The 26826-nt window shown below is 37.3% G+C and carries 25 protein-coding genes and 1 riboswitch; of the genes, 18 read left to right on the top strand and 7 right to left on the bottom strand.

Annotated features, from left to right (window positions below):
• Window positions 1-52 precede the first annotated feature (52 nt).
• Window positions 53-964 (top strand): RluA family pseudouridine synthase, encoded by a 912-nt coding sequence (locus MKY30_RS14700; RefSeq protein ID WP_341084469.1) that lies wholly within the window; start codon window positions 53-55, stop codon window positions 962-964.
• An 82-nt stretch (window positions 965-1046) separates the two neighbouring features.
• Here MKY30_RS14700 and MKY30_RS14705 read toward each other — a convergent pair whose 3' ends face one another.
• Window positions 1047-2033, bottom strand: coding sequence for a P1 family peptidase (locus MKY30_RS14705; RefSeq protein WP_341084470.1), 987 nt, complete (start codon window positions 2031-2033; stop codon window positions 1047-1049).
• Window positions 2034-2131: 98 nt separating this feature from the next.
• On the opposite strand from MKY30_RS14705, the gene MKY30_RS14710 reads away from it, so the two are divergent.
• The 6 genes from MKY30_RS14710 to MKY30_RS14735 all read left to right on the top strand — a co-directional run bounded on the left by MKY30_RS14710 (window position 2132) and on the right by MKY30_RS14735 (window position 7165).
• A complete protein-coding gene (locus MKY30_RS14710) occupies window positions 2132-2653 on the top strand; it encodes a TlpA family protein disulfide reductase (RefSeq protein ID WP_147212348.1) in 522 nt (173 codons plus the stop codon).
• Window positions 2654-2810: 157 nt separating this feature from the next.
• A complete protein-coding gene (locus tag MKY30_RS14715; protein ID WP_147212349.1) occupies window positions 2811-3143 on the top strand; it encodes a PadR family transcriptional regulator in 333 nt (110 codons plus the stop codon).
• 1 nt (window position 3144) lies between these two features.
• Window positions 3145-3768, top strand: coding sequence for a permease prefix domain 1-containing protein (locus MKY30_RS14720; protein ID WP_339285531.1), 624 nt, complete (start codon window positions 3145-3147; stop codon window positions 3766-3768).
• 240 nt (window positions 3769-4008) lie between these two features.
• Window positions 4009-4194, top strand: coding sequence for a hypothetical protein (locus MKY30_RS14725; protein WP_147212351.1), 186 nt, complete (start codon window positions 4009-4011; stop codon window positions 4192-4194).
• A 28-nt stretch (window positions 4195-4222) separates the two neighbouring features.
• Window positions 4223-6112 carry an ABC-F family ATP-binding cassette domain-containing protein gene (locus tag MKY30_RS14730; protein ID WP_341084472.1) on the top strand — a complete coding sequence of 630 codons (1890 nt, stop codon included), beginning with the start codon at window positions 4223-4225 and terminating at the stop codon, window positions 6110-6112.
• A gap of 384 nt (window positions 6113-6496) precedes the next feature.
• Window positions 6497-7165: a hypothetical protein gene (locus MKY30_RS14735; RefSeq protein WP_147212353.1), complete on the top strand. Its 669-nt coding sequence runs from the start codon at window positions 6497-6499 to the stop codon at window positions 7163-7165.
• A 104-nt stretch (window positions 7166-7269) separates the two neighbouring features.
• On the opposite strand, the gene MKY30_RS14740 is transcribed toward MKY30_RS14735, so the two are convergent.
• Window positions 7270-8619: a CoA-disulfide reductase gene (locus MKY30_RS14740; protein WP_341084473.1), complete on the bottom strand. Its 1350-nt coding sequence runs from the start codon at window positions 8617-8619 to the stop codon at window positions 7270-7272.
• Window positions 8620-9018: 399 nt separating this feature from the next.
• Window positions 9019-10374: a sodium-dependent transporter gene (locus MKY30_RS14745; protein WP_341084475.1), complete on the bottom strand. Its 1356-nt coding sequence runs from the start codon at window positions 10372-10374 to the stop codon at window positions 9019-9021.
• Between the two features lie 233 nt (window positions 10375-10607).
• Here MKY30_RS14745 and MKY30_RS14750 point away from each other — a divergent pair, with 233 nt between their 5' ends.
• Both MKY30_RS14750 and MKY30_RS14755 read left to right on the top strand, forming a co-directional pair.
• On the top strand, window positions 10608-12107 hold the full coding sequence (locus MKY30_RS14750; protein WP_341084476.1) for an aldehyde dehydrogenase family protein: 1500 nt from the start codon (window positions 10608-10610) through the stop codon (window positions 12105-12107).
• A 45-nt stretch (window positions 12108-12152) separates the two neighbouring features.
• The gene (locus MKY30_RS14755) at window positions 12153-13325 is read left to right on the top strand and encodes a saccharopine dehydrogenase family protein (RefSeq protein ID WP_341084477.1); all 1173 of its coding nucleotides are present in this window, start codon (window positions 12153-12155) and stop codon (window positions 13323-13325) included.
• Between the two features lie 326 nt (window positions 13326-13651).
• Here the strand turns inward: MKY30_RS14755 and mreBH are convergent, their stop codons facing one another.
• Window positions 13652-14659, bottom strand: a complete 1008-nt coding sequence (gene mreBH, locus MKY30_RS14760) for a rod-share determining protein MreBH (RefSeq protein ID WP_147212358.1) — start codon at window positions 14657-14659, stop codon at window positions 13652-13654.
• A 589-nt stretch (window positions 14660-15248) separates the two neighbouring features.
• On the opposite strand from mreBH, the gene MKY30_RS14765 reads away from it, so the two are divergent.
• A complete protein-coding gene (locus MKY30_RS14765) occupies window positions 15249-15974 on the top strand; it encodes a CAP domain-containing protein (RefSeq protein ID WP_147212359.1) in 726 nt (241 codons plus the stop codon).
• Window positions 15975-16068: 94 nt separating this feature from the next.
• On the opposite strand, the gene MKY30_RS14770 is transcribed toward MKY30_RS14765, so the two are convergent.
• The 3 genes from MKY30_RS14770 to MKY30_RS14780 all read right to left on the bottom strand — a co-directional run bounded on the left by MKY30_RS14770 (window position 16069) and on the right by MKY30_RS14780 (window position 19086).
• Window positions 16069-17289 carry a CaiB/BaiF CoA transferase family protein gene (locus MKY30_RS14770; protein ID WP_147212360.1) on the bottom strand — a complete coding sequence of 407 codons (1221 nt, stop codon included), beginning with the start codon at window positions 17287-17289 and terminating at the stop codon, window positions 16069-16071.
• A gap of 33 nt (window positions 17290-17322) precedes the next feature.
• The gene (locus MKY30_RS14775) at window positions 17323-18099 is read right to left on the bottom strand and encodes an enoyl-CoA hydratase/isomerase family protein (RefSeq protein WP_147212361.1); all 777 of its coding nucleotides are present in this window, start codon (window positions 18097-18099) and stop codon (window positions 17323-17325) included.
• Between the two features lie 171 nt (window positions 18100-18270).
• Window positions 18271-19086 carry a MetQ/NlpA family ABC transporter substrate-binding protein gene (locus MKY30_RS14780; RefSeq protein ID WP_341084479.1) on the bottom strand — a complete coding sequence of 272 codons (816 nt, stop codon included), beginning with the start codon at window positions 19084-19086 and terminating at the stop codon, window positions 18271-18273.
• A 94-nt stretch (window positions 19087-19180) separates the two neighbouring features.
• A riboswitch (SAM riboswitch) is annotated at window positions 19181-19291 on the bottom strand.
• Window positions 19292-19527: 236 nt separating this feature from the next.
• Here MKY30_RS14780 and MKY30_RS14785 point away from each other — a divergent pair.
• From MKY30_RS14785 to MKY30_RS14820, 8 genes are all read left to right on the top strand, one after another.
• A complete protein-coding gene (locus tag MKY30_RS14785; RefSeq protein ID WP_147212363.1) occupies window positions 19528-20523 on the top strand; it encodes a glutaminase in 996 nt (331 codons plus the stop codon).
• Window positions 20524-20713: 190 nt separating this feature from the next.
• Entirely contained in the window at window positions 20714-21184 is a 471-nt protein-coding gene (locus MKY30_RS14790; protein ID WP_147212364.1) for a low molecular weight protein-tyrosine-phosphatase, read from the top strand.
• Between the two features lie 13 nt (window positions 21185-21197).
• Complete coding sequence (locus tag MKY30_RS14795; protein WP_147212365.1) at window positions 21198-21494, top strand: YtxH domain-containing protein; 297 nt, start codon at window positions 21198-21200, stop codon at window positions 21492-21494.
• 167 nt (window positions 21495-21661) lie between these two features.
• Entirely contained in the window at window positions 21662-22477 is an 816-nt protein-coding gene (locus tag MKY30_RS14800; RefSeq protein ID WP_147212366.1) for a YhjD/YihY/BrkB family envelope integrity protein, read from the top strand.
• Window positions 22478-22666: 189 nt separating this feature from the next.
• On the top strand, window positions 22667-23530 hold the full coding sequence (locus MKY30_RS14805; RefSeq protein ID WP_341084481.1) for a transporter substrate-binding domain-containing protein: 864 nt from the start codon (window positions 22667-22669) through the stop codon (window positions 23528-23530).
• A gap of 9 nt (window positions 23531-23539) precedes the next feature.
• On the top strand, window positions 23540-24226 hold the full coding sequence (locus MKY30_RS14810) for an amino acid ABC transporter permease (protein ID WP_147212367.1): 687 nt from the start codon (window positions 23540-23542) through the stop codon (window positions 24224-24226).
• Between the two features lie 194 nt (window positions 24227-24420).
• Window positions 24421-25161 (top strand): YfkD famly protein, encoded by a 741-nt coding sequence (locus MKY30_RS14815; RefSeq protein WP_246145265.1) that lies wholly within the window; start codon window positions 24421-24423, stop codon window positions 25159-25161.
• A gap of 349 nt (window positions 25162-25510) precedes the next feature.
• Complete coding sequence (locus MKY30_RS14820; protein WP_341084484.1) at window positions 25511-26818, top strand: Na+/H+ antiporter family protein; 1308 nt, start codon at window positions 25511-25513, stop codon at window positions 26816-26818.
• The last annotated feature ends 8 nt before the right edge of the window (window positions 26819-26826 follow it).

Here is a 26826-nt window from a genome sequence, read left to right on the forward strand (position 1 = left end):
TCTCTGAAATAATAAGAAAATCGATACAGCAAAACATTAAAGGAGTTTTTAAATGAAAAACAAAAAACGTCCCCGATCGAAAAAGCCCGCCCCGTATTTGACTTATGAGGTTACGGAATCGAAGGAATTATTTCCTTTTTTAAGAGAGGTTTTAGAAAATCGCAGCCGTAATTCAGTAAAGTCTATTTTAACCAGAGGGCAGGTTTCTGTGAATGATCGTATACAAACTCAGCATAACTACATGCTGGAAAAGGGACAGGTTGTTAAAATATTAAAGAATAAAGAAGCTGTAAAACAAGAAGTCTTTATTGGAATGTCCATTATTTATGAGGATGAAGATATTATTGTCATTGATAAGGAAGCTGGACTTCTCTCAATTGCAACAAAGGAAGAAAGACGCCAAACTGCCTTTCATCAGTTAATGGATTACGTGAAGCAGGAAAATCCGATGAATCGCATCTTTGTTGTCCATCGTTTGGATAAGGAAACTTCTGGAGTCATGGTTTTTGCAAAAAGTGAGAAGGTAAAGCGTAAACTTCAAGATAATTGGAAAGATATTGTTAAAGAAAGAACATATGTCGTTTTAGTTGAAGGAAAGGTTTCAAAGGAAAAGGGTTATATTGTTTCCTGGTTAAAAGAAAGCTCGACACATAAGATGTACTCCAGCCGAGTAAAAAATGACGGTCTGCGTGCAGCGACACGTTATCGGGTCATTCAATCGAACCAGCAATTTTCTTTACTGGAGGTAGAACTGGAAACGGGAAGAAAGAATCAAATCCGTGTTCATATGCAGGAGCTTGGCCATCCGGTTGTTGGTGATAAGCAATATGGGGGCGGACATCGTCGTATACTTGGCCGGTTAGGGCTGCATGCAAAAGCATTAGCGCTTTACCATCCAAGAACAGATAAATTGATGTTTTTCCGTTCCGATGTTCCAACATCTTTTTACCATAAATCTAAATAATAAATAAAGCCATTATCCTTTTGAAATATCAGGATGATGGCTTTTTACGTGCCTGGAGAGGATAAAACAAGAAAATCTGTTATTAAATTGGTGCTTTTTCTAATTTTCTTCCTCCGCGTCCAATTGTTGTTTCTGCCTGCTGTAAAGAGTTGTAAATGGCTTCTTCAATTACTTCTGCCGCAGCCCGGAAAAATTGATTCATGATTGGATGATCATCTCGAATCGTGGTGATAGAGCTTGTTATCTCGTTAGAATGATGATCGATTTTAGCAGCTGTTGAGAAGGCTATGGCAATATCACCGCTGCCATTATCTATCGTGCTTCCCGTTCTTCCAAGACCAATGGAGCAACGCTTTGCCAGCCGCTTTAACTGACGATCAGAAAAAGGAGCATCTGTTGCAAGGATCATCATAATTGAGCCATCTGGCGTATCCGGGTTTTCTTTAGAATCACTGGCAAACAAAGCTTGTTCACGTCTGCCGAAGTTACTGACAACGAGTGCGCCCAGTGTAAAATTTTCTTCTTCAGCAGCAATTATTCTCGAGGAAGTACCAATACCACCTTTATACCCCAGACATTGCATACCAGTTCCTGCGCCGACAGCACCTTCAGCAACTCTTTCATTTGTTGCGTCTTCAATGGCGGCGATAGCATGCTCTGGTTTTATCGCCTGAAGCCGGATGCTGTTTAAATAACCATCATTACATTCTCCAACTACTACATTAATCGTTCCTGTAGTATCGCCGATTTCCTCCGTTTCATTCAGCATATAAGTTAATGTACCCTGCATGACAGCTCCCACACTTAATGTATTTGTCAGCATAATCGGTGATTCAAGAACACCGAGCTCATCAATCTGTACTAAACCTGCTGTTTTACCAAACCCATTAATAACACTGTTTGCAGCAATTACCTTTTTTCGAAATAAATTTTCTGTATGGGGCAAAATAGCTGTGACCCCTGTACAAATGGTTTCTTTATCGTTTAAATGCTCATACAGTGTAATATGACCGACCTGCACACCACTAACATCTGTAATACAGTTCTTTTCTCCTTTTGGTAAAGTCATACGCTTCAAAACCCTTCATTTTTGATTAAATTATAACAAATCATTGTTCACTTGTATGGAATAAGACATCTTGGAAAAATTAACAATGGGGTGATGATATGAGGGGAAGAATAATAAGAATTTTGTTTTTTAGCGTACTTTGCTTTGTTTTAACAATAAATTCTGTAAGTGCCAATGATGATGTTAAGGAAGGTTTAGAAATCGGCGATAGGGCTCCGGATTTTAAATTGAATACACTGGAAGGAGAAACATTGCAGCTGTCTGACTTCCGTGGCGAGCGGGTAATGATTAATTTTTGGGCAACCTGGTGTCCTCCCTGCCGTCAGGAAATGCCGGATATGGAGCGGTTTTACCAGGAGCATAATCCGGTTATTTTTTCTGTGAATGTAACTGATGAAGAGTTAAACACGCAATTGGTGAAAGATTTTATGCAGGAATTAAAACTGACATTCCCCGTTTTATTAGATAAAGAAGGCGAAGTCAGTAATTTGTATCGCATTCAGGCAATTCCGATGACGTATATGATTGATGCGGAAGGTATCATTCAATTTAAATCTTTTGGGGCGTTAAGCTATAAGCAGATGGTGAAGCAGTTTGAGCAGATGAATAAAACAGATTAGCCTTTGAAAAGTATAAGAACAAGCATGTAGCAAAACAACAAAGTTATTACATGCTTGTTTTCCTATGTGTAGAATTCAAATCTAAGTTGTATTAATATCTATATGTCATTGCCATATAGTATTTTTTGCGATATAGTAGAATCGAAGAGGTGAAAGGATGGAAACAGATAAATGGCAGCTGCAGTTTAAAAAAGGCGTCATTGAGTTAATGATTATGCTGCTTATTAAAGAGAAGGCTTACTATGGTTATGAACTGACAGCAGCTTTAAAAGATACAACCTATTTGGGGCTGTCTGATGGAGCTATCTATCCTATTTTAAAAAGACTTGAAAAAAACGGATGGACCTATTCTTATTGGGATACGCCGGAAGATGGTCCGCGAAGGAAGTATTATCAGTTAACGGAAAAAGGTGCAACTGCTTTGGAAAAACGTTTAGAGGTATTTATGTATTCAGCGGATATGATTCAATCTATAAAAGGCGGTGATTAATTTGGATGCATTAATCAATAAGTATTTAGGTGAATTATCGAAATATTTGAGTGTCTTACCAAAAAGAGAACGGGAAAACATTGTGATAGAGATTGAATTACATTTAAATGAGAAAGTCAACGAATTAAAAGAGGAAGGTTACAATGATCAGCAGGCAGTAAATAAAGTGCTAACTGAATTTAAAACTCCCAAATCATTGTCTATGGAAATGATGGAAGAATATGATGATAAAGAAATAAAAAAGAAACCTACATTTTTCTATTTCTTTTCTGTATTTTGCTTAGCGGGATTTTCACAATTGGCCATACCTATTTTAAGAAGGGAATTAGATCTAGCTTTTATATCATTTGGATTAATTTTAATTACATGCGGAATTATCTCCATGTTCTTAAAGAATAAATGGAGGATAATAGAAATAGACTTATTGAGAATTTTTCCAAAGATCATATTGTCTGTACCTTTTCCTATTTCAATACTTTTCTTTTGGATTGCAGTAAAGCAACAAAACTCGCTTGTTTTAACATGGATATATTATGTAGTAGCTTACTGGCTTTTGCTCTTGATTTACGGGCTTCTTTCAAAGAAAACATCTCAAAAAGCTGAGAAGACTTTTTATGAATTTTAGTAAGTGAAGATAAGAGGTTCTTATTAATCATACACGTCGTTAAATGAAGTACTTTTCAAATAAGAATAATGAATAAAAATAGAAAAATGCCTGCGTATGCGATAAACTATACGTTAGGCGTTTTTAATTTTGTTCGAAAAGATAATCTATATTTAGATATTAGCCCTGATAGAGCTTTTATTCAATTTATATAAATAATTTCTTTACATAAAATATTTTAAATTGGGGGAGGGTGTTAAAATGAAATTATTATTAGGACAATTTGTTATTATTTTCATTGTATGGATTGGTTTGCTTACTTTTTTTCAGGATATGAGCAATGCAAGTCAGCTTATCTTCTACTTAGTTACTTCATGGCTTCTATTACTAATCGTTTTAATAATAAAAACATGGATTCGAGAGAAGAAAAAGTCGAATCAACAATAATCCATCTTTTATAAGGAAGTGATGCGTTATGCTACGTATTGAAAATATCAGCAAGTCCTACGGAGATAAAAGTCTTTTCACAAATATAAATACAACTATCGGTGAATTTGAACGAATCGGCTTAATCGGTGTCAATGGAACTGGGAAGTCGAGCTTTTTAAAAGTAATTGCGGGAATAGATGAACCGGACCAGGGAGAAATTAAACACGCGAAGGATTATCAGATTGAATATATTGCACAGGAAACAGTGCTTTACGAAGATTTGACGGTTATTGAACAAATTTACTATGGAGAATCGGAACAGATGAAGCTGATGCGTGCTTATGAGCAGGCTATGTTAAAACTGGAAAAGGCCCCTGAAAAAGAAGCATTTCAACAGCAGTTATTACAGCTGCAGCAAAAGATGGATCAGGAAGAAGCATGGGAAGCTAATGCGAATGCGAAAACTATTTTAACAAAGCTTGGGATTACTGCATTTGATAAAAAGGTTCATGAGCTTTCCGGCGGTCAGCGAAAAAGAGTTGCCATCGCCAAAGCACTGATTCAGCCTGCTGATCTGCTTATATTAGATGAGCCGACAAACCATTTGGATCACGAAACGGTAGAGTGGCTGGAGAGATATTTACAGAGCTATCGCGGTTCTATTTTATTAGTAACGCATGATCGCTATTTCCTGAATCGTGTAACGAACCGTATTTTTGAACTGGATAAAGGAAATCTGTATGTCTATGAAGGAAATTATGAGTTGTTTTTAGAAAAGAAAGCAGAAAGAGAAGCACAGGAAATAAGTGATGAACAAAAGCATCGTAATACATTAAAGCGTGAGCTCGCCTGGCTGAGAAGGGGAGCAAAGGCAAGATCAACGAAGCAGCGTGCGCGTGTAGAGCGGGCAGAAGAGATGAAAGAAAAGAAATTTGATACAAAAAAAGAGAATCTTGCTATCCAGGCTGGATCGAAAAGACTGGGGAACGATGTTATCGAGCTGGAAGATATCTCAAAAACCTATGATCAAGAGACGCTTATCAACCATTTTTCATATCAAATTATCCCTGGTGATAGAATTGGGATTATCGGTCCTAATGGCACCGGGAAAACGACTTTACTCAATATAATGGCAGAACGAATCTTACCAGATGAGGGAAATGTAAAGCTTGGTGAGACTGTTCAAATCGGCTATTATACACAGGATGATGAGGACTTGGACGGGAATTTACGTATTATTGAGTATATTAAAGAAGTAGCAGAGGTAATGCACACTGCAGATGGACAGGTTATTACAGCTGAACAGCTCCTGGAGCAATTTTTATTCCCGAGAGCACAGCAATGGTCCTATATCCGTACATTATCAGGCGGGGAAAAACGAAGACTTTATTTACTCAAAGTATTGATGCATGAACCGAATGTCTTGTTCTTAGATGAACCGACAAATGATTTAGACACACAAACACTGGCTGTCTTAGAAGAATATTTAGAAACATTTCCGGGTGTCGTTGTAACTGTATCCCATGATCGTTATTTCTTAGATCGAATTGTTGAAAAGTTATTTGTGTTTAGAGGTGCAGGAGAGGTTTCGGTTTACTATGGTAATTACAGCGAATTTCTGGAAACCAACTCCATCCCAAAACAAATGAAAACTTCTGCTTTGAAAGAAACAAAAACTGAAGCTGCAGTTAAAACAAAAAAGAAACTATCTTACATGGAACAGCGCGAATGGGAAACAATAGAGGATGAAATTACACAGATGGAAACACGTCTCAGTGAAATTGAACAGGAAATTGCTGAAGCGGGAAGTGATATAGAAAAGGTGCAGCCTTTATTTACAGAACAGCAGGAAGTTGAACAGAAATTAGAAGAAAAAATGGAACGCTGGGAAGAACTATCACTGTTAAAAGAGAGTTTTGAATCAGGTACTGAATAAAAATTGCAGTGTAATATAATGGACTTGTATTATCTTACAATAAATAGGTGCAGTCGAGAACAATGCAGTATAACAAATTTGCAGTGTCAGATATAAAATCCGGGTAGCATTCGCATGTTTGCCATGTTATACTTACGTTTGAAATCACCAGATAAGTAAAGGAAGCCTAGTGTAAAGAGGCATATCGCTTCATATGCTGGAGAAAAGACTTCTTTCTTCGTGAAAAATAAACAATGCCAATCCCTGCTCCTCAATTTAAACAGTCTACAGCTTCTCCAAATGGAAAAGAAAGCTTTTAATATGTTTCATTTTTACGAGTATAAGGGAATACAGAGAAGAAGAGTGTACCTTATTTTGGAATTGATTAATCAAGGAGGTTATTTAATGAAGCTTTTTCAAGTAAGAAAAGGGCAATTTGTATTTTATGAAAATGAATTGCATAAGGTTTATTCTGTAAAACCAATGTTCAAAAAATCTGTTCACATGTATCGGCTGAAAGATATGAAACAGGTATTAACAACAGCAAGAGAAATTAATTTTTATCGCCCTAAGCATAATGATACGTTTATTTTTTATGGGAAGCGATATACGATTGATCAATATGCAAAACCAAAAGCCGGTGATTATATTTTAATTGTGAAGCCTACTCCCGACTTCCTGGATCATTATTCATTGAATGAGATTGAGAAAGTAGAACGGGTAGAAGATGGAAATGTAATTACGACCCGTGATAATGGTGTAAAGCATAGTGAATATGTTGTGATGGTTCCAGGAAAATCGGAAGCAAGCCAGGAAATTGCTTATTTCGATAAGACCCTTGTTCCAGAAGAAAAACAGCTTCAGGACGAGTCTATTTCTTACTTAGCAGAAAATGATGATACGTTGAAGCCGGCTGTTGGTGACATTTATTTAGATGTTCATAACAATACCCGCGCTATGATTGTAGCGATGTCCAGTGATGAGATTGTATTTGGACATGGTGTTCGTGTACATGTTGCTGAACTGTTAGATGAAACAAGGTATGAGCTTGTTTATCAATTTGAAGATCATTAAGCCATTTAGCTCTAAGCTGAACGGTGCTATCTTTTAAAAAGATTATTTCGTATAAAAATCCGGCTGAATTTTACCCAGCCGGATTTTTATATGATTTTATCGGTTTAGCTGTTTGATTTTTTCCATTGCTCCCGTGCTTTGTAACCTAAAATATTGATTGCATCCTTGGAACTCGAGTAAATAGGATTGTATCCTAACTCCAGGTCTGTTAAATCGTCGACAGTAAGTTTGCCTTTAATGGCTGTAGCTAACACAGCCATTCGTTTATCAGCCCCTTTTTCTCCAATAACACTGCCTCCTAATAATCGCCCTGATTTCGGGTCATATACAATTTTCATCCAAAGCTTTTCTGAGCCGGGATAATACCCTGCATGGGAAAAGCCTTTTGAAGTAACAGATTTAAAAGGAATATTTAATTCTTTTAATGCCTGGCTGTTTTGGCCTGTAATAGCCACTGTTAAATCAAAGACCCGGAAAAGAGAGGAACCTAAAATACCATCACGCTGAATAGTTTCTCCATTTAAATGTGATGCAATGACAAATGCCTGCCGGTGTGCAGGCCAGGCTAAAGCAACATGTGCCGGTTTTTTGGTTATGAAATCAACCTCTTCCACGGCATCGCCCAATGCATAAATAGAAGGATCATTCGTCTGCATGACTTTATTTACTTTGATGGCGCCGGTTTCTCCTAATTCCAGTCCTGCATCCTTTGCAAGCTCCACGTTTGGCGTGATACCGACAGCCATAAGTGTAATATCTGCCTGAATCGTTTTTCCGCTTTGAAGATGCAGGGTCGTGCCATGATTGGAATAGCTTTTTAATTTATCGTTTAGATAAAGCTCAACGCCATTTTCTATTAAATGTTCATCTACATGACTGGCCATATCAGGATCTAAGCGTTTCATTACATGCTCTGAATGGTCAATAAGGGAGCACTGCAGCCCCCGCTTATGCAGGTTCTCCACCATCTCCAGGCCTACAAAGCCCCCGCCGATAATCGCAGCTGTTTTTGGTTTTTTCTCTGAGATAAACGCTTCTATCTGATCCATGTCTTCAATAGTGCGCAATGTAAAAGTATTGGACTGAATACCTTGTAAATCTGGCATAACGGCCCGGGCTCCTGGAGAAAGAATTAATATATCATAATCCATCTCATAGGGTTTATTATTTTTTTTAAAAAAAATTGTTTTCTTCTCCCTTTCAATATGTGTAACCTCAGCATGGGTTTCAATAGAAATATTATATTTCTCTGCAAAATCATTCTCGGAATAAATAATGCGGTCTCTATCGGTAATATCTCTGCCTAAATAATAGGGCATGCCACAATTAGCAAAGGAAATGTACCCACAACGGTCAAGAATATGAATTTCTGAATCAGGATCAGTTCTCCGTATTTGTGCAGCAACCGTAGCTCCTCCGCCAACACCACCGACAATTACAATTTTATTTACCATAATATAATAGCCCCTCTCGAAATAACTTCTCGAAATATCTTAGAATTAATTCATTAATATAATAGTTCCCCAAATTGCCTTAATCGAAAAGTGATTTATTTGTAAAAGTAAATATGAAACCTAAATGTCGTAATTAAAGTGCGTGTTCAAAAAGTACGGTGAAAAGGACCAAGAAGTTTAAGGCGATAAGCTTTCTCCAAGGAGCGTATACTTTATAATACGTGAGTAACGCTTTTGGTGGGGCGAGTAATCGCAAATGTTTTCGATGGGACGAGTAATCGCAGTCCCAGTCCCATTGAAAAAAGCTTATCAAGGCAGAAATTCGCCGTGTCATTTTTATTGGACTTTTTGAACATCCTCTTAAAAAAAACTCTCCACCGAAGCAGAGAGTTTTTATTCTTATATTTTCAATATATCTCTAATTGAGTAAAGAAAAACAATAATAATCATCACTGGAGCAAGCCATCGTAATATTTGATACCACACTAGAAACATTCCGTTACCAAACTGATTTCCTGCATGAAATTCCTGCTCAACTAATGTACGATTCATTTTAAAACCTACAAATAACGCAATCAGTAAGCAGCCGCCAGGAAGCATAATGTTACTGACTAAGAAATCACTTGCATCAAATGCAGTTTTTCCGAAAATATGAAAATCAGCTAGAACATTAGATGATAAAGCAGCAGGTATACCAAAGATAAACACTGCCAGTCCGGCAACCCATGCGATTGTATTACGTGATGCCTTCACTTTTTCGTTTACGGAAGAAGTAATAATCTCCAGCATACTGAAAGAAGAAGTTAAAATGGCAAACAAAAATAAGAACAGAAATAAGCTCAGGAATAATTCTCCAAAAGGCATTTGTGAGAATGCTTCTGGAAGAACAATAAATAATAGCCCCGGGCCTTCCGCCGGTTCAAGTCCAAATGCAAACACGATTGGGAAAATCGCTAGGCCGGCAAGCAGAGATACCATAATGTTCATAACAGAAACAGAAACTGCTGACTTTGTTAAACTGACATCCTTAGCTAAATAAGAGCTGTAAGTAACCATAACAGATATCCCGACAGCAAGGGAGAAAAATGCCTGTCCCAGTGCGTATAAGATATTTTCGCCGTTTAGCTGAGAAAAGTCAGGCTGAAGGAAAAAACGTATACCTTCCATAGCGCCTTCAAAGGTTAAAGCACGGGCGACAATAATAATAAAAAAGATAAATAATAAAGGCATCAGTACTTTATTATATTTTTCAATACCATTTTGAATTCCGTTAGAGATAACAAAGGAATTTATTAATACGAAAGCAGCAAGGCCTGCAACCGTAAGCAGCGGATTACCAGTAATCGTATCAAATAGCGCTGCATAATCTGTACCATTTGTAATAAGCATGCCGGGAACGGACATTAAACTGTAAATAAGCACCCATCCACCGACAACACTATAAAAGGACATTAAAATAAAAGCACCAATTACTCCCCAGTGTCCAATAAAAGAGAAGATGCTCTTTTTTGGTGCGAGCTTTTGATATGCACTGACTGCCTCCTTCTGAGCACCGCGCCCAATAACAAATTCGGCAATAAGCAGGGGAAGACCAATTAGTACGGTAAATAATATAAAGATAAAGAAAAATGCTCCTCCACCGTTTATCCCAGTCATATACGGGAATTTCCAAATAGCACCTAAACCGACTGCAGCACCGGCAGAGGATAAAATAAATCCAAGTCTTGTTGACCATTGTTCTGTCTTCTTTTCCATATTCGTAAAATCCTTCCTATTAAAATCAATGTTCAGTATAACATAAAACACAATTACATTCAGTGCGCTTTTATTCCTGCAGAAACAATATTGTTTCCATTTTCTGAATATTATTTGAAAATAGTTGTAAACATATTTGAGCTTCCATTATACTAGTATTAGAAAGAATAGAAATTAATAGTTGGAAAGCAGTGCCGGAAGTAGTAATTACTTAATGACAAGGAGGAATTAAAATGATAACGCTTACATCAGAGGAGAAAAACTTAAAAAACTTTATTAATGGGGAATGGATAGAGGTCTCTAATAAGGAAAAGGTTTATAATCCAGCCAATGGAGAAGTCCTTGCAGAAATTCCTAATTCTGATTCTACAGCTATTGATATGGCTGCAGAATCCGCCCGCATCGCTCAAAAGGAGTGGGCACGTGTGCCTGCGCCTCAGCGTGCTGAACTGCTGTATAAAGTTGGAATAAAGATGAAAGAGCAGAAGGAAAGGCTCTCTCAACTATTAACATTAGAAAATGGAAAAGTGATTGAGGAAGCGCGTGGAGAAGTCCAGGAAGGAATTGATATGGCTTTTTATATGGCTGGAGAGGGCAGGCGTTTATTCGGGCAGACCACACCATCTGAATTAAAGGATAAATTTGCGATGAGCCAGAGGTGCCCGGTTGGCGTTGTGGGAATTATTACACCGTGGAATTTCCCGATTGCAATAGCAACATGGAAGTCATTTCCTGCTATTGTTTCCGGAAATGCAGTTATCTGGAAGCCTTCTTCAGAAACGCCGTTCATGGCAAAAGCATTAGCAAAAATATTTGAGGAAGCAGGATTGCCAAAAGGAGTTATTAATGTTGTATATGGATCAGGAGCGACAATCGGGCAGGCTATGATTAATCATGAAGCTATCCGTGTTATCTCTTTTACCGGCTCCAATGAGACAGGCAGGAAAGTCGCAACAGAGTGCGGAAGACAATTGAAAAAGGTATCTCTGGAAATGGGTGGTAAAAATGCAGTGATTGTTATGGAAGACGCTGATATAGATTTAGCAGTGGAAGGAATTCTATGGAGCGCTTTTGGAACGAGCGGACAGCGCTGTACAGCCTGCAGTCGTGTTATTGTTCATAAAGATGTCTGCAAAGAACTGGAGAACCGGCTGCTGAAGGCAATGAAAGATTTAACCATAGGGGATGGACTTAATCCAAATATTAAAGTCGGTCCAATTATTAATCAGGCCGGATTAGATAAGATTTTAAAATATATTGAGATCGGAAAAGAAGAAGGGGCAAATTTAGTTACAGGTGGTAAACAGCTGACAGTGGAAAATTATGAGAATGGCTTTTATTTTGAACCGACACTGTTTTCAGATGTCACCATAGATATGCGGATTGCACAGGAAGAAATTTTTGGTCCGGTAGTTTCACTTATCGAGGTGAATGATTTTGATGAGGCTATCGCTGCAAATAATAAAGTGAAATACGGCTTGTCCAGTTCTATTTTTACACAGGATGTTAATCGTGTTTTTAGAGCACAGCGCGATTTAGATACTGGAATTGTTTATGTAAATGCAGGAACAACAGGTGCAGAGATTCATTTACCCTTTGGAGGAACAAAGGGGACAGGAAATGGGCATCGTGATTCCGGTGTACAGGCACTGGATGTTTTTACAGAGTGGAAGGCAGTCTATGTCGATTATAGCGGGAAGCTGCAGCGTGCCCAAATCGATACAGATGCATAAACTGTAAGTGCCTTTAAAAGCAGTAAGTGAAAAGGAGGAATTAGCATGAAAATAGGTGTATTAGGAACCGGTCTCATGGGAAAAGAAGTGGCAAGAGATCTGGCAGGAAGTGATGGTATTAGTGATATTGGTCTAGCAGATATAGATTTACAGCGAGCTCAGGATATTTGTTATCAATTACAATCCCCATTAATGACGGCCTACCAGGTTAATGCGAAAAATGAAGATGAGCTTGCGGATTTTATGAGCCGTTTTGATGTTGTTGTGAATGCGCTATTTTATACCTTTAATGAAGTAGTTGCCAAAACAGGTATCAAAGTAGGAACTTCTGTTGTTGATTTAGGCGGACATATTGATCATATTACGGATAAAGTGCTAGATTTAGAAGGAGAGGCAAGAGCGGCAGGTGTAACAATTATTCCTGATTTAGGCGTTGCGCCAGGCATGATTAATATATTATCCGGTTATGGAGTCAGCAAATTAGAAAAAGCAGCCTCGATTCAATTGTTTGTTGGTGGAATCCCTGTTCATCCAGAGGATCCATTGAAATATAATCATGTATTTTCCATGGAAGGCGTACTGGACCACTATACTGATCCGTCAGAGATTATCCGGGAAAATAAATTAATTACTGTACCTTCTTTATCAGAAATTGAATCCATTGAATTTGATGATTTTGATGAACTGGAAGCATTCCATACGTCAGGTGGAACATCGACATTGACAAAGTCTTTCCCTTTTTTAGAGACATTGGAGTATAAAACCATCCGCTATCCCGGGCATGCTGAAAAATTTAAGCTTCTAGTAGATTTGAACCTGACCAGAAATAATTATGAAGTAGTCGTAGATGGCATACAAATCAGCCCTCGGAAGGTTTTATTAAAGGTACTGGACCCAATTGTTGATTTAAAGGATAAAGAAGATGCCGTTTTATTACGTGCTATCATTACAGGCTATAATAAGCAAGTGAAAACACAATTCACATATGAAATGACAACATATAAAGATCAGCAAACAGGGGTAACTGCGATGGCACGTGCTACTGCAAATACAATTTCTGTTGCTGCCCAAATGATTGCTGATGGAACAATTACTAAAAAAGGTGTCTATCCACCGGAGAAAATTATCCCGGGTGAAGCTTATATCGGAGAAATGGCGAAAAGAGGAGTAATCATAAAAGAAAAAATATCTATGGAGAACCACTCAACTATTTCCTGATAAAGTGAAAGAAATCTTATAAGAAATCAAGACAAATAAGCTTCCTAATTGTTAATTTTAAAAAAAGGAAGAGGATTAATTTTTTTTGCAACTTAAACTAAAATATGAAGCTGAATCACAAAAGAAATCAGATGAACTCATTGTCTGATTTCTTTTGAATAGAAACAGCTCTTTAAAGCATCTTTAAAAAGCCTTTTTAAATCAAATTTTTAAAAGGCTGGATAATCTGTGGGGTGCAGGAAAACCCCGCAGATTATATATGAAATTAATTAAAAACAAATACTGGTATACAACGTTATATATATTCTCTAGAGAAAATACAAGTTCTATTTTGCTGCTTTTTGCAATTTATGAATCATTTTTAGTGCACGGCCAGTTCCAATTGCTACAGATTCTAATGGACTTGGAGCCATATGAACAGGGACGCTGATCTCCTCAGCAAGCCACTCCTGCATACCGTTCAGTAGGGAACCTCCACCAGTAAGAACAATTCCATTATCAACAATGTCACCACTTAATTCAGGCGGGCATTCTTCCAGAGTTGCACGGATTGCTTCTAAGATTTGTTCTAAGGATTCTTTTAGAGATGCATAAATCTCTGTAGAAGTAACCTCAATCGTTTTTGGAAGCCCTGTAACCATATCACGGCCACGAATTTCCATTGTTACTTCTTTGTGGTTTGGATGTGCATAACCAATTTCCATTTTAATATTTTCGGCAGTACGTTCCCCGATTAAAATATTGTATTGCTTACGGATATGCTGGATAATTTCTTCATCCATTTTATCGCCGGCTGTACGCACAGAATTGCAGGATACAATTCCGCCAAAGGAAATAATACCAACTTCCGATGTTCCACCGCCGATATCCACAATAACATTTGCATAAGGTTCATCTACAGGCAGATCTGCTCCAATAGCTGCAGCAACAGGTTCTTCAATTAAATGAACTTGTTTCGCACCGTAGCTTGATACAGCATTATGAATTGCTCTTCTTTCCACACTTGTGCTGCCAGATGGGGTACATACAATAACATTCGGTTTACGCATAGACATACCCAGTGTTTTGCTTACTTTTTTTAGCAATTCTTTCAGTAATTGGGCAGTAACATCATAATCAGCGATAACACCATCTTTTAAAGGACGGATCGGGATGATGTTTTTTGGTGTCTTACCAACCATTTCTTTTGCCTCTGTCCCCACAGCCATCACCTGCTTAGTGTTCACATCGATTGCTACTACACATGGCTCGTTTAATACAATTCCTTTTGACTTTGAATACACCAAGATATTTGCAGTTCCTAAATCAATTCCAATTTCAGCGCTTGAAAACATATATAAAATCCTCCATATAAATACATTTTTTATTTTCGATTGTAGACAGAAAAGACAATATACGACACTTTTCCGTATTAAATAGTGTTCAAAATTTAATGAATTAGTTCTTGTTGTCAGCCTTTTGAACATATATTGTTATTCCATTTATACATTTCTTACACATTTCTATTTTATTTCAGTTTCTTAGAATACTATTCTATCAAATAATTGCTTTTTTGGGGGTGTTAAACTCCCTTTATTATATAGAAAGAACTAGTCTATAAAATAAAACATAAAAGAAATGAAATCAAGTAACATTTTCGTTACAATTTTGCTTATAATGTAACATTAGACCTGCTGTAGAAACTTGTCAATATTCGTTTTATAGAAATGATTTCCTATCTATTGTTTAATTTCCAACACAGGAGAAATATACCCAATTTAGAATAGTAGATTTGATAGGCTTTTACAAGTTTAAGAGCAAGAAAATAATCCCTTAGAAATGACTCTGGTAAACCTTGCCTTAATTATTTCAAATATTACAGGAAAACCCGTGTTATGATCATTTTGCACAAAACAAAACAACAAAACAAAGGAGTGTATGTGCATGTTTAAGAAAGTAGGCATTGCTACGGCGTTGTCAGCAACTGTATTATTCGGAGGAGCATTTGTTTCTAATGCTGAAGCATCTGCAAATAATGGAGCTTCTCCTCAAAATTCTATGCAGGTCTATTACTCAGCTAATGGACAGGGCTGGAACGAATTAAATAATGAGCAATTTGAACAAGGTAGCTTCGATTGCTTTAATCTAATAAATGGAGAAGCTGCTCCAAACGCTGAAGCTGAGGCAGAAGCACCAGCAGAAAACCAATCTTCTGAACAAGCAAATCAAGAAGAGACTGGTAATAAAGAAGAAGCTGAGAAAAATACAGAAGATCAGCAAGCAGATGGTGATGTTAGTCAATTTGAACAAGAAGTAGTTGACTTAACAAACCAGGAAAGAGAAAAACAAGGACTTGCTCCACTTGAATTAGATTCTGAGCTAAGCAAAGTAGCCCGCGCGAAATCTAAGGATATGCAAGCAAACAACTATTTTGATCACAATAGCCCAAACTATGGTTCTCCATTTGATATGATGCAAAGCTTCGGTATTGATTACAATACTGCTGGTGAAAACATTGCTCAAGGGCAACAGTCCCCAGAAGAAGTAGTAGATGCATGGATGAACAGTGAGGGACACCGCGAAAACATCATGAACGGTGATTTCACTCATATTGGAATTGGTTACGTAGAAGACGGTAACTACTGGACACAAATGTTTATCGGAAAATAAGCTGATAAACTTTATAGTTTAAATAAAAAACCTTCCCGTCTGGAATAACTATCTTTTAAAAAAGAGAGTACATCCAGACGGGAAGGTTTTTTTATTATGAATTTACTTTTTCGTTAATATGATTAACTTTTAAGATATTATTATTCATTAACTGCTCCAGATCCTCTAGGCTATAGCCGAGCTCTTCTAGAATTTCATTATTATGCTGGCCTAAAAGCGGGGCTGGTTTTTGAAGTCTGCCAGGAGTTTCGGAAAACTTGGCTGGAAAACCAAGTGTTTTCATAGAACCGCCTGCCGGGTGTTCATAATCTAAAATCATATCCCGGGCTTGAATCTGTTCATTACCGAGAGCCTGATCATATGATAAGATTGGACCAGATGGAATTCCATGCTTTTCTAATAAATTTAACCAATAATCAGAGGTATTGGTTGTTAATACTTTCTCAATCTCCGATTCTAATTCTTCTACGTTTTCTGCCCGAATACTATTTGTTAAGAAACGCTCCTCTTTGATCCATTCAGGTTTATGAAGAACGTGCTGACATAGATTTTCCCACAGCTTCTGATTTCCGGCACCAATCAGGATGAAGCCATCCTTTGTTTGGAATCCCTGATAAGGAGCTGAAACACGGTGTGCTGTACCATTACGGGTTGCAATTTCACCTTTTCCAAAAAAGGCAGCAGCCTCCCAGACAGTCCATGCTAACCCAGAATCGACGAGGGAAATATCGATATATTGTCCTTTTCCTCCTTTAAGCCGATGAATATAAGCTGCTAGAATGGACTGAATGGCTGTTTCTGCAGCAGCAATGTCATGGATAGCGATACCTACTTTTGCAGGTTTACCTTCTTTATCACCAGTCATATCAATTAAACCGGAAAGACCCTGTGCCATAATATCGAATCCGCCCTTATCACGATAAGGACCTGTTTGTCCATAGCCGGAGATAGAACAATAGATAATATCTGAATTAATTTCTTTTAATGTTCCATAATCAATACCGAGCTTTTTCGTAACGCCGGGGCGGTAATTTTCAACGAGAACATCTGCATCCTTAATCAGTTCATAGAAAACCTTTAATCCTGCTTCCGTTTTTAAATTTACACACATTCCCCGCTTATTGCGGTTTACCATCATGTACATATAGCTTTCTTCATTAATATAAGGTCCCATTGTCCGTGTATCATCACCCAGCGGGTATTTCTCCACCTTAATAACGTCTGCTCCCATGTCGCCTAATACCATAGTGCAATAAGGGCCAGCCAAAACCTGAGATAAATCTACGACTTTCATTCCTTTAAGAGCTTGTTCCAATATATTTCTCTCCTTTGTATATAAACCCCTTAATTAAGAAAAATCTGGTTTCCGTTTTTCTAAAAAAGCCTGAATGCCTTCTGTGTAATCATTTGAGCTGTAAGAGTCTAAGACAAGATTTGCGATATCTTCTGTTTCCTGATTTTCACCATCAATAATTGCCTGGATGACCTGTTTAATTCCTGCATTGGCAACAGGGGATTTTTGAAGCACGCGTTTTACAAATTTATTAACATCCTGCTCGATTTCATCAGGTTTACAGATAAAATCGACAAGGCCGATTTCTTTGCCTTTTTCTGCCGTAATTAATTCTGCTGTATAAAGTAATTTCTTCGCTTGTGATGGTCCAACCAGATTAAATAGACGTTTGGTGCTTGTTAGATTGTAAATAATTCCAATATTGGCTGCTGTAATGCCAAGCTTGCTTCCTTGCGTTGCAAAGCGAAAATCACATGAATTAGCCAGTTCGAGTCCTCCACCGATGGCAAGTGTTTGAATTAATGCTGCTGTCGGTCTGGGAAAGCGATAGAGCTTTTCAATAGCCCCAAGTGCAAAATCGTTATATGCTTTCGCTTTTTCAGCATGAAGGCGGACTTCCAGAAATTCAGAAATATCTGCGCCGGCAGAAAACGCAGTATCATCAACACCTCGAAGGATAAGGAACTTCACTGTTTGATCTTCTTTTAATTCATCTAATAAATCCTCAAGGTGACGGAACATCTCCAGAGAGAAGCAGTTCTTTTTTTCTGGCCGATTAATGACAATGGTTGCAATGGAGCCATTTCTTTCGATATAAAGATAATTAGACATACAAGATAAATCCCTTCGCAAATATTATTTTTGTCAGTATCCAGATATGTATTGATAGAGGTAATGTGAAACTTTATTTGGGGGGAAGTTATTTTTCATCCCCCGCTTAAAATGGGTATAACTTCTTTTTTCTTGAAGTAAGAGTCATACAGCTAGTTGTTAATAGATATTTTAATCCTCCCAGCCGGGGATAATGGAGCCTTCAAATTCTTCTTCAATAAATGCTTTTACTTTATCAGACTGATAAGCATTAACCAGTGTTTCTACGACTGGATCATCTTGATTCTCCGCACGGACCACAATGTAGTTTACATATGGAGAGTTTGTGGATTCCAATAAGATAGCATCATCTTTTGGACTGATTCCGGCCCCTAAAGCAAAGTTCGTATTAATCGCAGCAGCGTCTACTTCACTTAATTGGTTAGGAATCTGTGCAGCGTCTAATTCTACAAATTCCAGCTCGAGCGGATTATCAACAACATCATGAATAGATGCAGTTTCTTTGTTTTCTTCATCCAGTGTAATTAGGCCTGCTTCTTCTAAAATAAATAGAGATCTGCTTCCATTAGACGGATCATTAGGAAGCCCGAATGTTGCGCCTTGAGGGAGATCATCAATATTATCATATGTTTCTGAGTAAACCCCCATTGGATTTAAAATAGTTTCTCGGACTGGTACTAAATCTGTATCATGGTCTTCATTGAATTCATCTAAAAATGGTTTATGCTGATAGCTGTTTGCATCCAAATCACCTTCAGCTAACGTTGTATTTGGCAGTACATAATCAGAGAATACTTTTATTTCTATCTCAAGACCGTCTTCTGCAGCTACCTCTGCAGCAGCTTCTAAAATTTGTTCCTGCGGCCCGGCAGTAACACCGACAACAAGCTTATCTTCACTGAGTGCTTCAGCATTTTCCGCGTTATTGCCGCAGGCAGCAAGTATTCCGGATAATAAAATAACAAATAATAATGCTAATTTCTTCATGTTTTCCACCTCATATTCGTTTTTAAATAAAAAAAGAAAGCCTCTCTTACTTCGAATTAAAGAAAGAGAGGCTTGTCCAATGTACAAATTTCCTCTCTCATCTTCCAAAACGTATCGTTTTGCAGGATTTAGCACCTTTTTATGCATAAACATAAAAGGTTGCCGAGCTTCAACGGGCCAGTCCCTCAGCTACTCTTGATAAGAGATATATGGATTCAATTTTATTATTAAGTAATAACTTAATCTAAATTCTCATTTAAGTCAATACTTTTTTAATTATTATAATTTTATTTGTTTTTAAATAGTATTATTTCTTTTTAAGACACAAATAATTAATATTAAATATGTTAATGGGTAAATAATTGTTATATGGGGTATAGTTCAAATAAGGATATTCATAAATTTATCTGTACAATTATAATAGAAGCGGGGTGTCAATACATGGTACAAGGATATGTAAATTTAAATACTGAAAAAAATAAACAGTGGCTCCAGGAATATGTAGATAATTGGGTGACCTTTTTTAAGAAACAAACAGACACTGGGAAGGTTGCTGATTACATACCGAAATTAGAGGAAGCAGACCCTGATGCTTTAGGTATTACAATTATTGGTAAGGGAGGAATGCAGATCCGTTCAGGAGATTTAAATCACTCCTTCTCCATTCAAAGTATATCCAAGGTTTTAAGTTTTATTGTTGCATGTATTGATAGGGGAATAACTTATATCTTGCAGCGTGTAGATGTAGAGCCGACTGGAGAAGCATTTAATTCCATTATGCATTTGCAGATTAACAATCCGAAGCGCCCTTTTAATCCTTTGGTAAATTCAGGAGCGATTACAGTATCTTCTTTATTAAATGGAAATACATCAGATGAGAAGCTGGAGCCACTATTTAACTTAATGGAAAAAATAATTGGCTACAGACCTGAAATAGATGTAGATGTTTATGTCTCTGAACGAGATACATCGATGCGTAATCGAGCTATCGGTTATTATTTGCTGGAAGAGGGATATTTGGAATCGGATTTAGGGGTAACATTGGAAACTTATTTTAAACAATGCTCTATTAATATTACAACCGATGACTTGGCCCGTATTGGCCTGGTTCTTTCAAACGATGGGATTCATCCTGATACAGAAGAAATAATTATTCCTAAGAACGTAGCTCGAATTGCCAAATCTCTGATGTTAACATGTGGTATGTATGATGCTTCCGGGAAATTTGCCTCCTATGTCGGAATTCCAGCAAAAAGTGGTGTTTCTGGCGGTATTTTAGCAGTTGTACCGCCAAGGGTCCGTAATAATGATTTGCCATTTTTAGATGGCTGCGGTATTGGTGTGTTTGGGCCGGCGTTGGATAAGCAGGGAAATAGTGTTGCAGGAATTAAATTGCTCCGTCATATTGCAAACAGCTGGGATATGAGCGTATTTTAAAGGCTGTATCTTTTCGACAAAAATGGAAGCAGGATAACAACTTTCTACAATTAACTCTTTGCTTATCGGTCTAAGTTGCTTATAATAGAGTTACAGCAAAACACCCTAAACTTATTGTATACCGTTTAGGGTGTTAATTGGGAAGAGCTTATTTTTTAAGTCGACGCGAGATGAATGGGGTGAAAAACGATTGGTACGTGTATTATTTGTTTGTTTAGGTAATATTTGCCGTTCCCCTATGGCAGAAGCGATATTCAGGGATCTTGTAAAGAAAGAGCAGCTGGTAGATAGCGTGCAGGTTGATTCTTGCGGGACAGGAGATTGGCATCTCGGACAATCACCCCACCCGGGAACAAAGGAAATACTTGACCAGCAGGGCATTTCCTATGATGGAATGGAATCAAGACTGCTTACAGCAGATGATTTTAATCAATTTGATTACCTGGTTGCAATGGATCAGAATAATTATAATACGCTTATCGGGTCTAACCACCATGAGGGAACAGCGATTGTGAAATTAATGGAGTTTGTGGAGGACATAGAAGAAGATGATATTCCTGATCCATATTACACAGGAGATTTCGGACAGACGTATCGGTTAGTTTCAGATGGCTGTTACGGATTACTTCAATTTTTAAAAGAAAAGCATCATTTAAATTAAAGGAGAGATAATAATGGGAAAACGTAAAATTATTTTAGGTGTCGTTGCAGGAGCAGTTATTGGAGGAGCAGCATCATTATTTGATAAAGAAGCACGCAGTTATGCATGCGGAAAAGTAAAAGATATGAAAGCTGCATCATCTTATTATATCAGCAATCCTTCCGAAGCAATTCAAGGCCTGCAAAAAACAGTGGATAAGGTGAATCATGTTTTTGAAAGTGGATCTTCTAATGCTATGAACGCTTTAGAGCAAGTGGAGCAAACATTAGATAAAGTTACGAATAAATATTCAGGTAAAGCAATAGATTAATACAGGATGTTCAAAAGTAAGGGTTGATGGAAGGATAAGAATGTAAAAAAATAAAATGTTACCTTTATTTCGTATTGAGATAAAGATTTTAACATCTCCCTTCTCCTTTTTTGAACAAGCTGTTTTAAAGAGGAAGCTCACCAAGCAAGAAGGGCAGGTGGATCGGCATTCGAAACCTTCAGGGTATAGGCAAGGATTTTTGGAGACGTTATGGAGAAGTCGAGGTGTTTGGACTGGCAGCTCAGCTTTCTTATTTCTTTATATTGTCTTTATTTCCTTTTTTAATTTTCTTACTTAATCTAATTCCATACCTGCCGATTGATATGGGTTTGATTTTGGAAACAATTGGAGACTTCGCACCTGAGCAAGTGATGGGGCTTATTACAACAAATTTGCAATCATTAACTGTTCAAAACGGCGGTCTGCTTTCCATCAGTATTATTGGAACCTTATGGGCAGCGTCCAATGGTGTCAATGCAATTACCAGAGCATTTAACCACGCTTACGGGATTAAGACAGACCGCTCGTTTATAGTTTCACGGCTTGTAGCAATGATGCTTACAATAGGGATGGTTTTAATTATAATTTTAGCTTTATTGCTGCCGGTTTTTGGAAAAATGATTGGTACTTATCTTTTTTCCTGGATTGGTTTTACAGAATCTTTTTTAGCGGTATGGGGAACCTTGCGATGGGTAGTCTCATCTCTTATCTTCTTTATCGTGTTACTATTTTTGTATAAGCTTGCGCCTAATCGGCGACTAAAATTTTCACAGGTGGTCTGGGGTACAGCATTTGCAACACTTGCCTGGCAGCTGGTATCCTGGGGATTTTCCTTTTATGTGCATAACTTAGGGAATTTTTCTGCCACTTATGGCAGTTTAGGTACTATTATTATTTTGTTAATCTGGTTCTATTTATTTGGAATTATTATTATTATCGGCGGCATTTTAAATGCAACGATTCTAAATCAGAAAAGAGCTTAGAAAGGAAACGGCCAGATAATTAGCCGTTTCCTTTTTTATAGGGAGAAATTAATCAACAAATGTGCATTTGTTAAATTGTATTACTATAAGATTTAGAATTTATTATACAGAATTATAAAATGTTTTCATATAAGACTTTCTTTGTTATACTATTTCTGTATAAAAAGTATAATACAGGGAGGTTTTGTGGTGAGGAAGAACTTATTTGTTTTTAGTTTTATGCTTCTTACAGTATTTTTACTGGCTGCTTGTAGTGAAGGGGATAACGACAACGAAGATAATGCCGAAGCAGAGGATAAGCATTGGGAAGAAATTCAGGAAAAAGGCGAAATTGTGGCTGGGACTTCTGGAACCCTGATCGGTGCATCCTATTACGATGAGAATGATGAGTTAACGGGATATACGGTGGAGATTATGAAAGAGATTGGGGAACGTTTAGGCTTAGAGGTTAAATTTGAAATTTTGGGTGCGGATGATTTAGCTACAGCGATTAATAGCGGCAGAATTGATGTTGGAGCTAATGATGCAACTATAACAGAAAAAAATCAAGAGAAATTTGGATTTTCTGACCCGTATAAATACTCGTATATAGTGGCAGCAGTAAGAGAATCGGATAATTCAGGAATAGAAACACTTGAAGATTTAGAAGGGAAAAAAGCCGGCGGGGCAGCAACAACCATTTACAGTCAAATCGCAGAGCATTTTGGGGCGGAGGTTGTAACGTATGGAAATGCTCCAAATGAAGCTTACCTGAGTGATATAAGTACAGGAAGAACAGATTTGGTATTAAATGATTATTACCTGACTAAATTTGGAGTAGCAGCATTTCCTGACTTTGATTTACATCTGCATCCTACACTGAAATTTAATCCGACAGAGCAGGCGATTATGATGCCAAAGGATGCAAGCAAACTTCAGGAAGAAATTAATAGTGCTTTAAACGATATGCGTGAAGATGGGACATTAAGCGAATTGGCAAAAAAATTCTATGAAGAAGATGCTTCAGAGGAACCGGATATAGAAGTTGAAATTGTAGAAGGTCTGGACTTTTAGAGGCTTCTAATGAACATATCAAATGTGAATTTTGGTGGATTCTTTGATGTCCAATTAGCTTGGGAGAGCTTGCCATTTGTATTGGGAGGACTCCCCATAACCTTGCTTATTTCCATTGGAAGTATGCTTATTGGACTTATTTTAGGGCTGCTGTTAGCTTTGGCGAGAAGCTCTAAATATGGCTTAGTGAGATGGCCGGCACGGCTGTATATATCGTTTATGCGGGGAACACCGATTATCGTATTTTTATATATTCTATATCTGGGCTTGCCTTCAGCGGGAATTCAGCTTGTAGCTGTTCATGCTGCAATTATTGGACTGGGGTTGAATAGTGCCGCCTATATTGCTGAAATTGACAGATCCGCATTAAGTAGTGTGGAGAAGGGACAATGGGAATCGTCACGGGCGTTGAATATGCCTTATTGGCTGACTTTGCGTAAAATTATTTTGCCACAAGCCACCCGGATTGCAATCCCTCCATTAACAAATGTCTTTATGGATATTGTGAAGGCAACTTCTTTAACAGCAGTAATTACAGTGCCGGAGCTGTTTCAAAAAGCGCAAATTGTTGCAGGAAGAGAATTTGATGCAATGACCATGTATATTTTAGTGGCGCTTATTTATTGGCCGGTGTGTATTTTAATTGGCATGTTGCAGGAGCGTTTAGAGAAAAGGTATAGTGCATTTATAAAATAAATATAGGAATGAAAGAGATACTCTTTAAGGCTAAAAGGGTATCTCTTTTTATTTGCCAAAAAGTCTCAAAGTACCGGATGTATAGTTTTCTTCCTTTCAGAAAAAATAAAACAAAAAGAAAGGAAGGTACGGAAATGAAAAAATGCAATCGTGTTTATTTTTTTATGCTGCTCTTATGTTTAGCATGGCTGTGGATGCCAATGAACAGTTTTGCTGAAGAAATAAAAGAGAAAAAAGAATCTGATATACCTAGTCATGTATTAGATGTATCCAAAGAAAACACATTTCCAAATTCAACTGAAGACCAGGAAATTATTGAGGCGAGTGATTTAACAAAGGAGTTAATCGAGGGTGTCGATATACCAATTGAAAATCCGGAGCTGATCAAGATTTTAAATGAAAGCAATATTAAACCTTCTCCAATTGCAATTGGCTACCGCGGTATGGTTTATCTGGGAAGGTGGCCGATAAATTATCAATCCAGTGAATCAAATGTCAACTGGGAATATCAATTGATTAATAAAAATGAAATGAATAATATCGGTGGTGACCAGGCACAAGAAATGAGTTATTACCAACAGGAGCAAAAAGAAGTAAAAGGTGCTTTAACCAGTAAAATAAGTAATCCAGAACAGGTAAAAACAATGATGTTATTAAAGGCAAGCGAAAAAACAAAGCTGCCTCTCTCTTATCAAACCGTTATTGGGCATAATACAAAATTGGCAAATTCATATAACATCCCGGTTCAGAAGCATGGAATACTTGATGCCTATGCTCCTGCAGTTAATGAAAAGGGCCAGGTAACATTTGGAGAAGTCTATATTGAATTAAAAGGCTCCAATAAAACCATTCAAATTAAAAATGTAACAAAACAAGGAATTGGTGCCTGGATACCAGTACAGGATTATTTGTCCTTTTCATTCAAAGTCAAATAATAGCTCAAATTGTGATGGTCTGTCTTAAATCTTCTCGATTTTCGTTTGGGGCTGACATCAGTTATTTCTAAATAAAAGGAACAGATGGAACTGAGATTGGGAGTAGGACTGCGATTACCCACTCCATCTAATCCATTTATAAAACTCTAAGATATCTTATTCTAATAACAAAGGATTGTCTGAAGGCAGTCCTTTTTATCAATTTCTGGAAAAAACTTTCTGCCTCTATGCATGAGGGGAGTGTGGGAGTATTTCAAATGAGTATAAAAATTCCTTGCAATTTTATCTTTGTTGCTTTATCATGATAAAGTGTTAAAGAAATTGATGGTTATTTATTGGAGGAAGAAAAATGGAATGGGTTGTTCTTTTAGCAGTCCTATTAATGACTGTTTTATGTTTATTAAAGGTAAATGTTATTTTATCTATTTTAATTTCAACGATTGCTGCCGGATTAATGAGCGGTTTAGGATTTACGGATTCTGTTAAATTAATGGTGGCTGGGATGGGGGACTCTGCAAATACAGCACTCAGTTATATTTTATTAGGTGCTTTTGCAGTTGCCATCAGCTACACAGGTATTACTAAAATATTAGTCAATTTTATTATTCGTATATTGACAGGGAAGAAAACAATAATGCTATTTGCGTTAGCTGGTGTTGCGTGTTTATCACAAAATTTAGTGCCGGTGCATATCGCTTTTATTCCTATTTTAATTCCTCCCTTATTAAAATTATTTGATCAAATGCGGATGGATCGCCGGGCAGTAGCAGTAGCGCTGACATTTGGTTTGAAAGCACCCTATATTATGATTCCAGTAGGATTCGGTCTGGTTTTCCAAGACTTAATTTTAAAAGGGGTAAATTCAAACGGTGCAGAAATTACTTTGCATGAAGTAACATTATCTATGCTGATACCTGGTGCCGGGATGATTGTTGGGTTGTTAATTGGAATCTTATTTACTTATAGAAAAGATAAAGATCCTAAAGATACAGTAAAAGAAAATAAAATTAAACCAGAGGATTTAGTAGAAGAAGTAACATTCAATAAACAGCATTTAATGACGATTATTGCAATTATATTAGCTCTTATTGTTCAAATTATTACGCAAGATTTGATTTTGGGAGCATTAACTGGAATTATAGCTATGTTCGTTCTGGTAGCATTACCATTTAAAGTCTTGGACCGGGTGATGACAGAGGGTATCTCCATGATGGCTACCATCTCTTTTATTATCCTGGTAGCTGCAGGATTTGCAAATGTTCTGCAGAAAACCGGAGCAATAGGAGAATTAGTGGAAGTATCGATTTCTATGCTGGGAGATAATAAACCGCTGACTGCGTTTGTATTATTATTACTTGGATTGATTATTACGATTGGTATCGGAACTTCCTTTGGAACCATTCCAATTATTGCAGCATTATTTGTTCCAATTTGCCTTGCAGCCGGTTTCTCACCGCTTGCAACAGCATCTTTAATTGGAACAGCCGGAGCATTAGGCGACGCAGGCTCTCCAGCTTCAGACAGTACGCTGGGGCCAACCTCGGGGCTTAATGCAGATGGAAAGCATGATCATATCTGGGGTACCTGTGTACCGACATTTATACACTATAATATTCCTTTATTTATTTTCGGCTGGATTGCTGCAATGGTATTATAAAAAAAGCG

Source organism: Oceanobacillus sp. FSL W8-0428 (assembly GCF_038004405.1).
In the GTDB taxonomy this organism is placed as follows: domain Bacteria; phylum Bacillota; class Bacilli; order Bacillales; family Amphibacillaceae; genus Oceanobacillus; species Oceanobacillus sojae.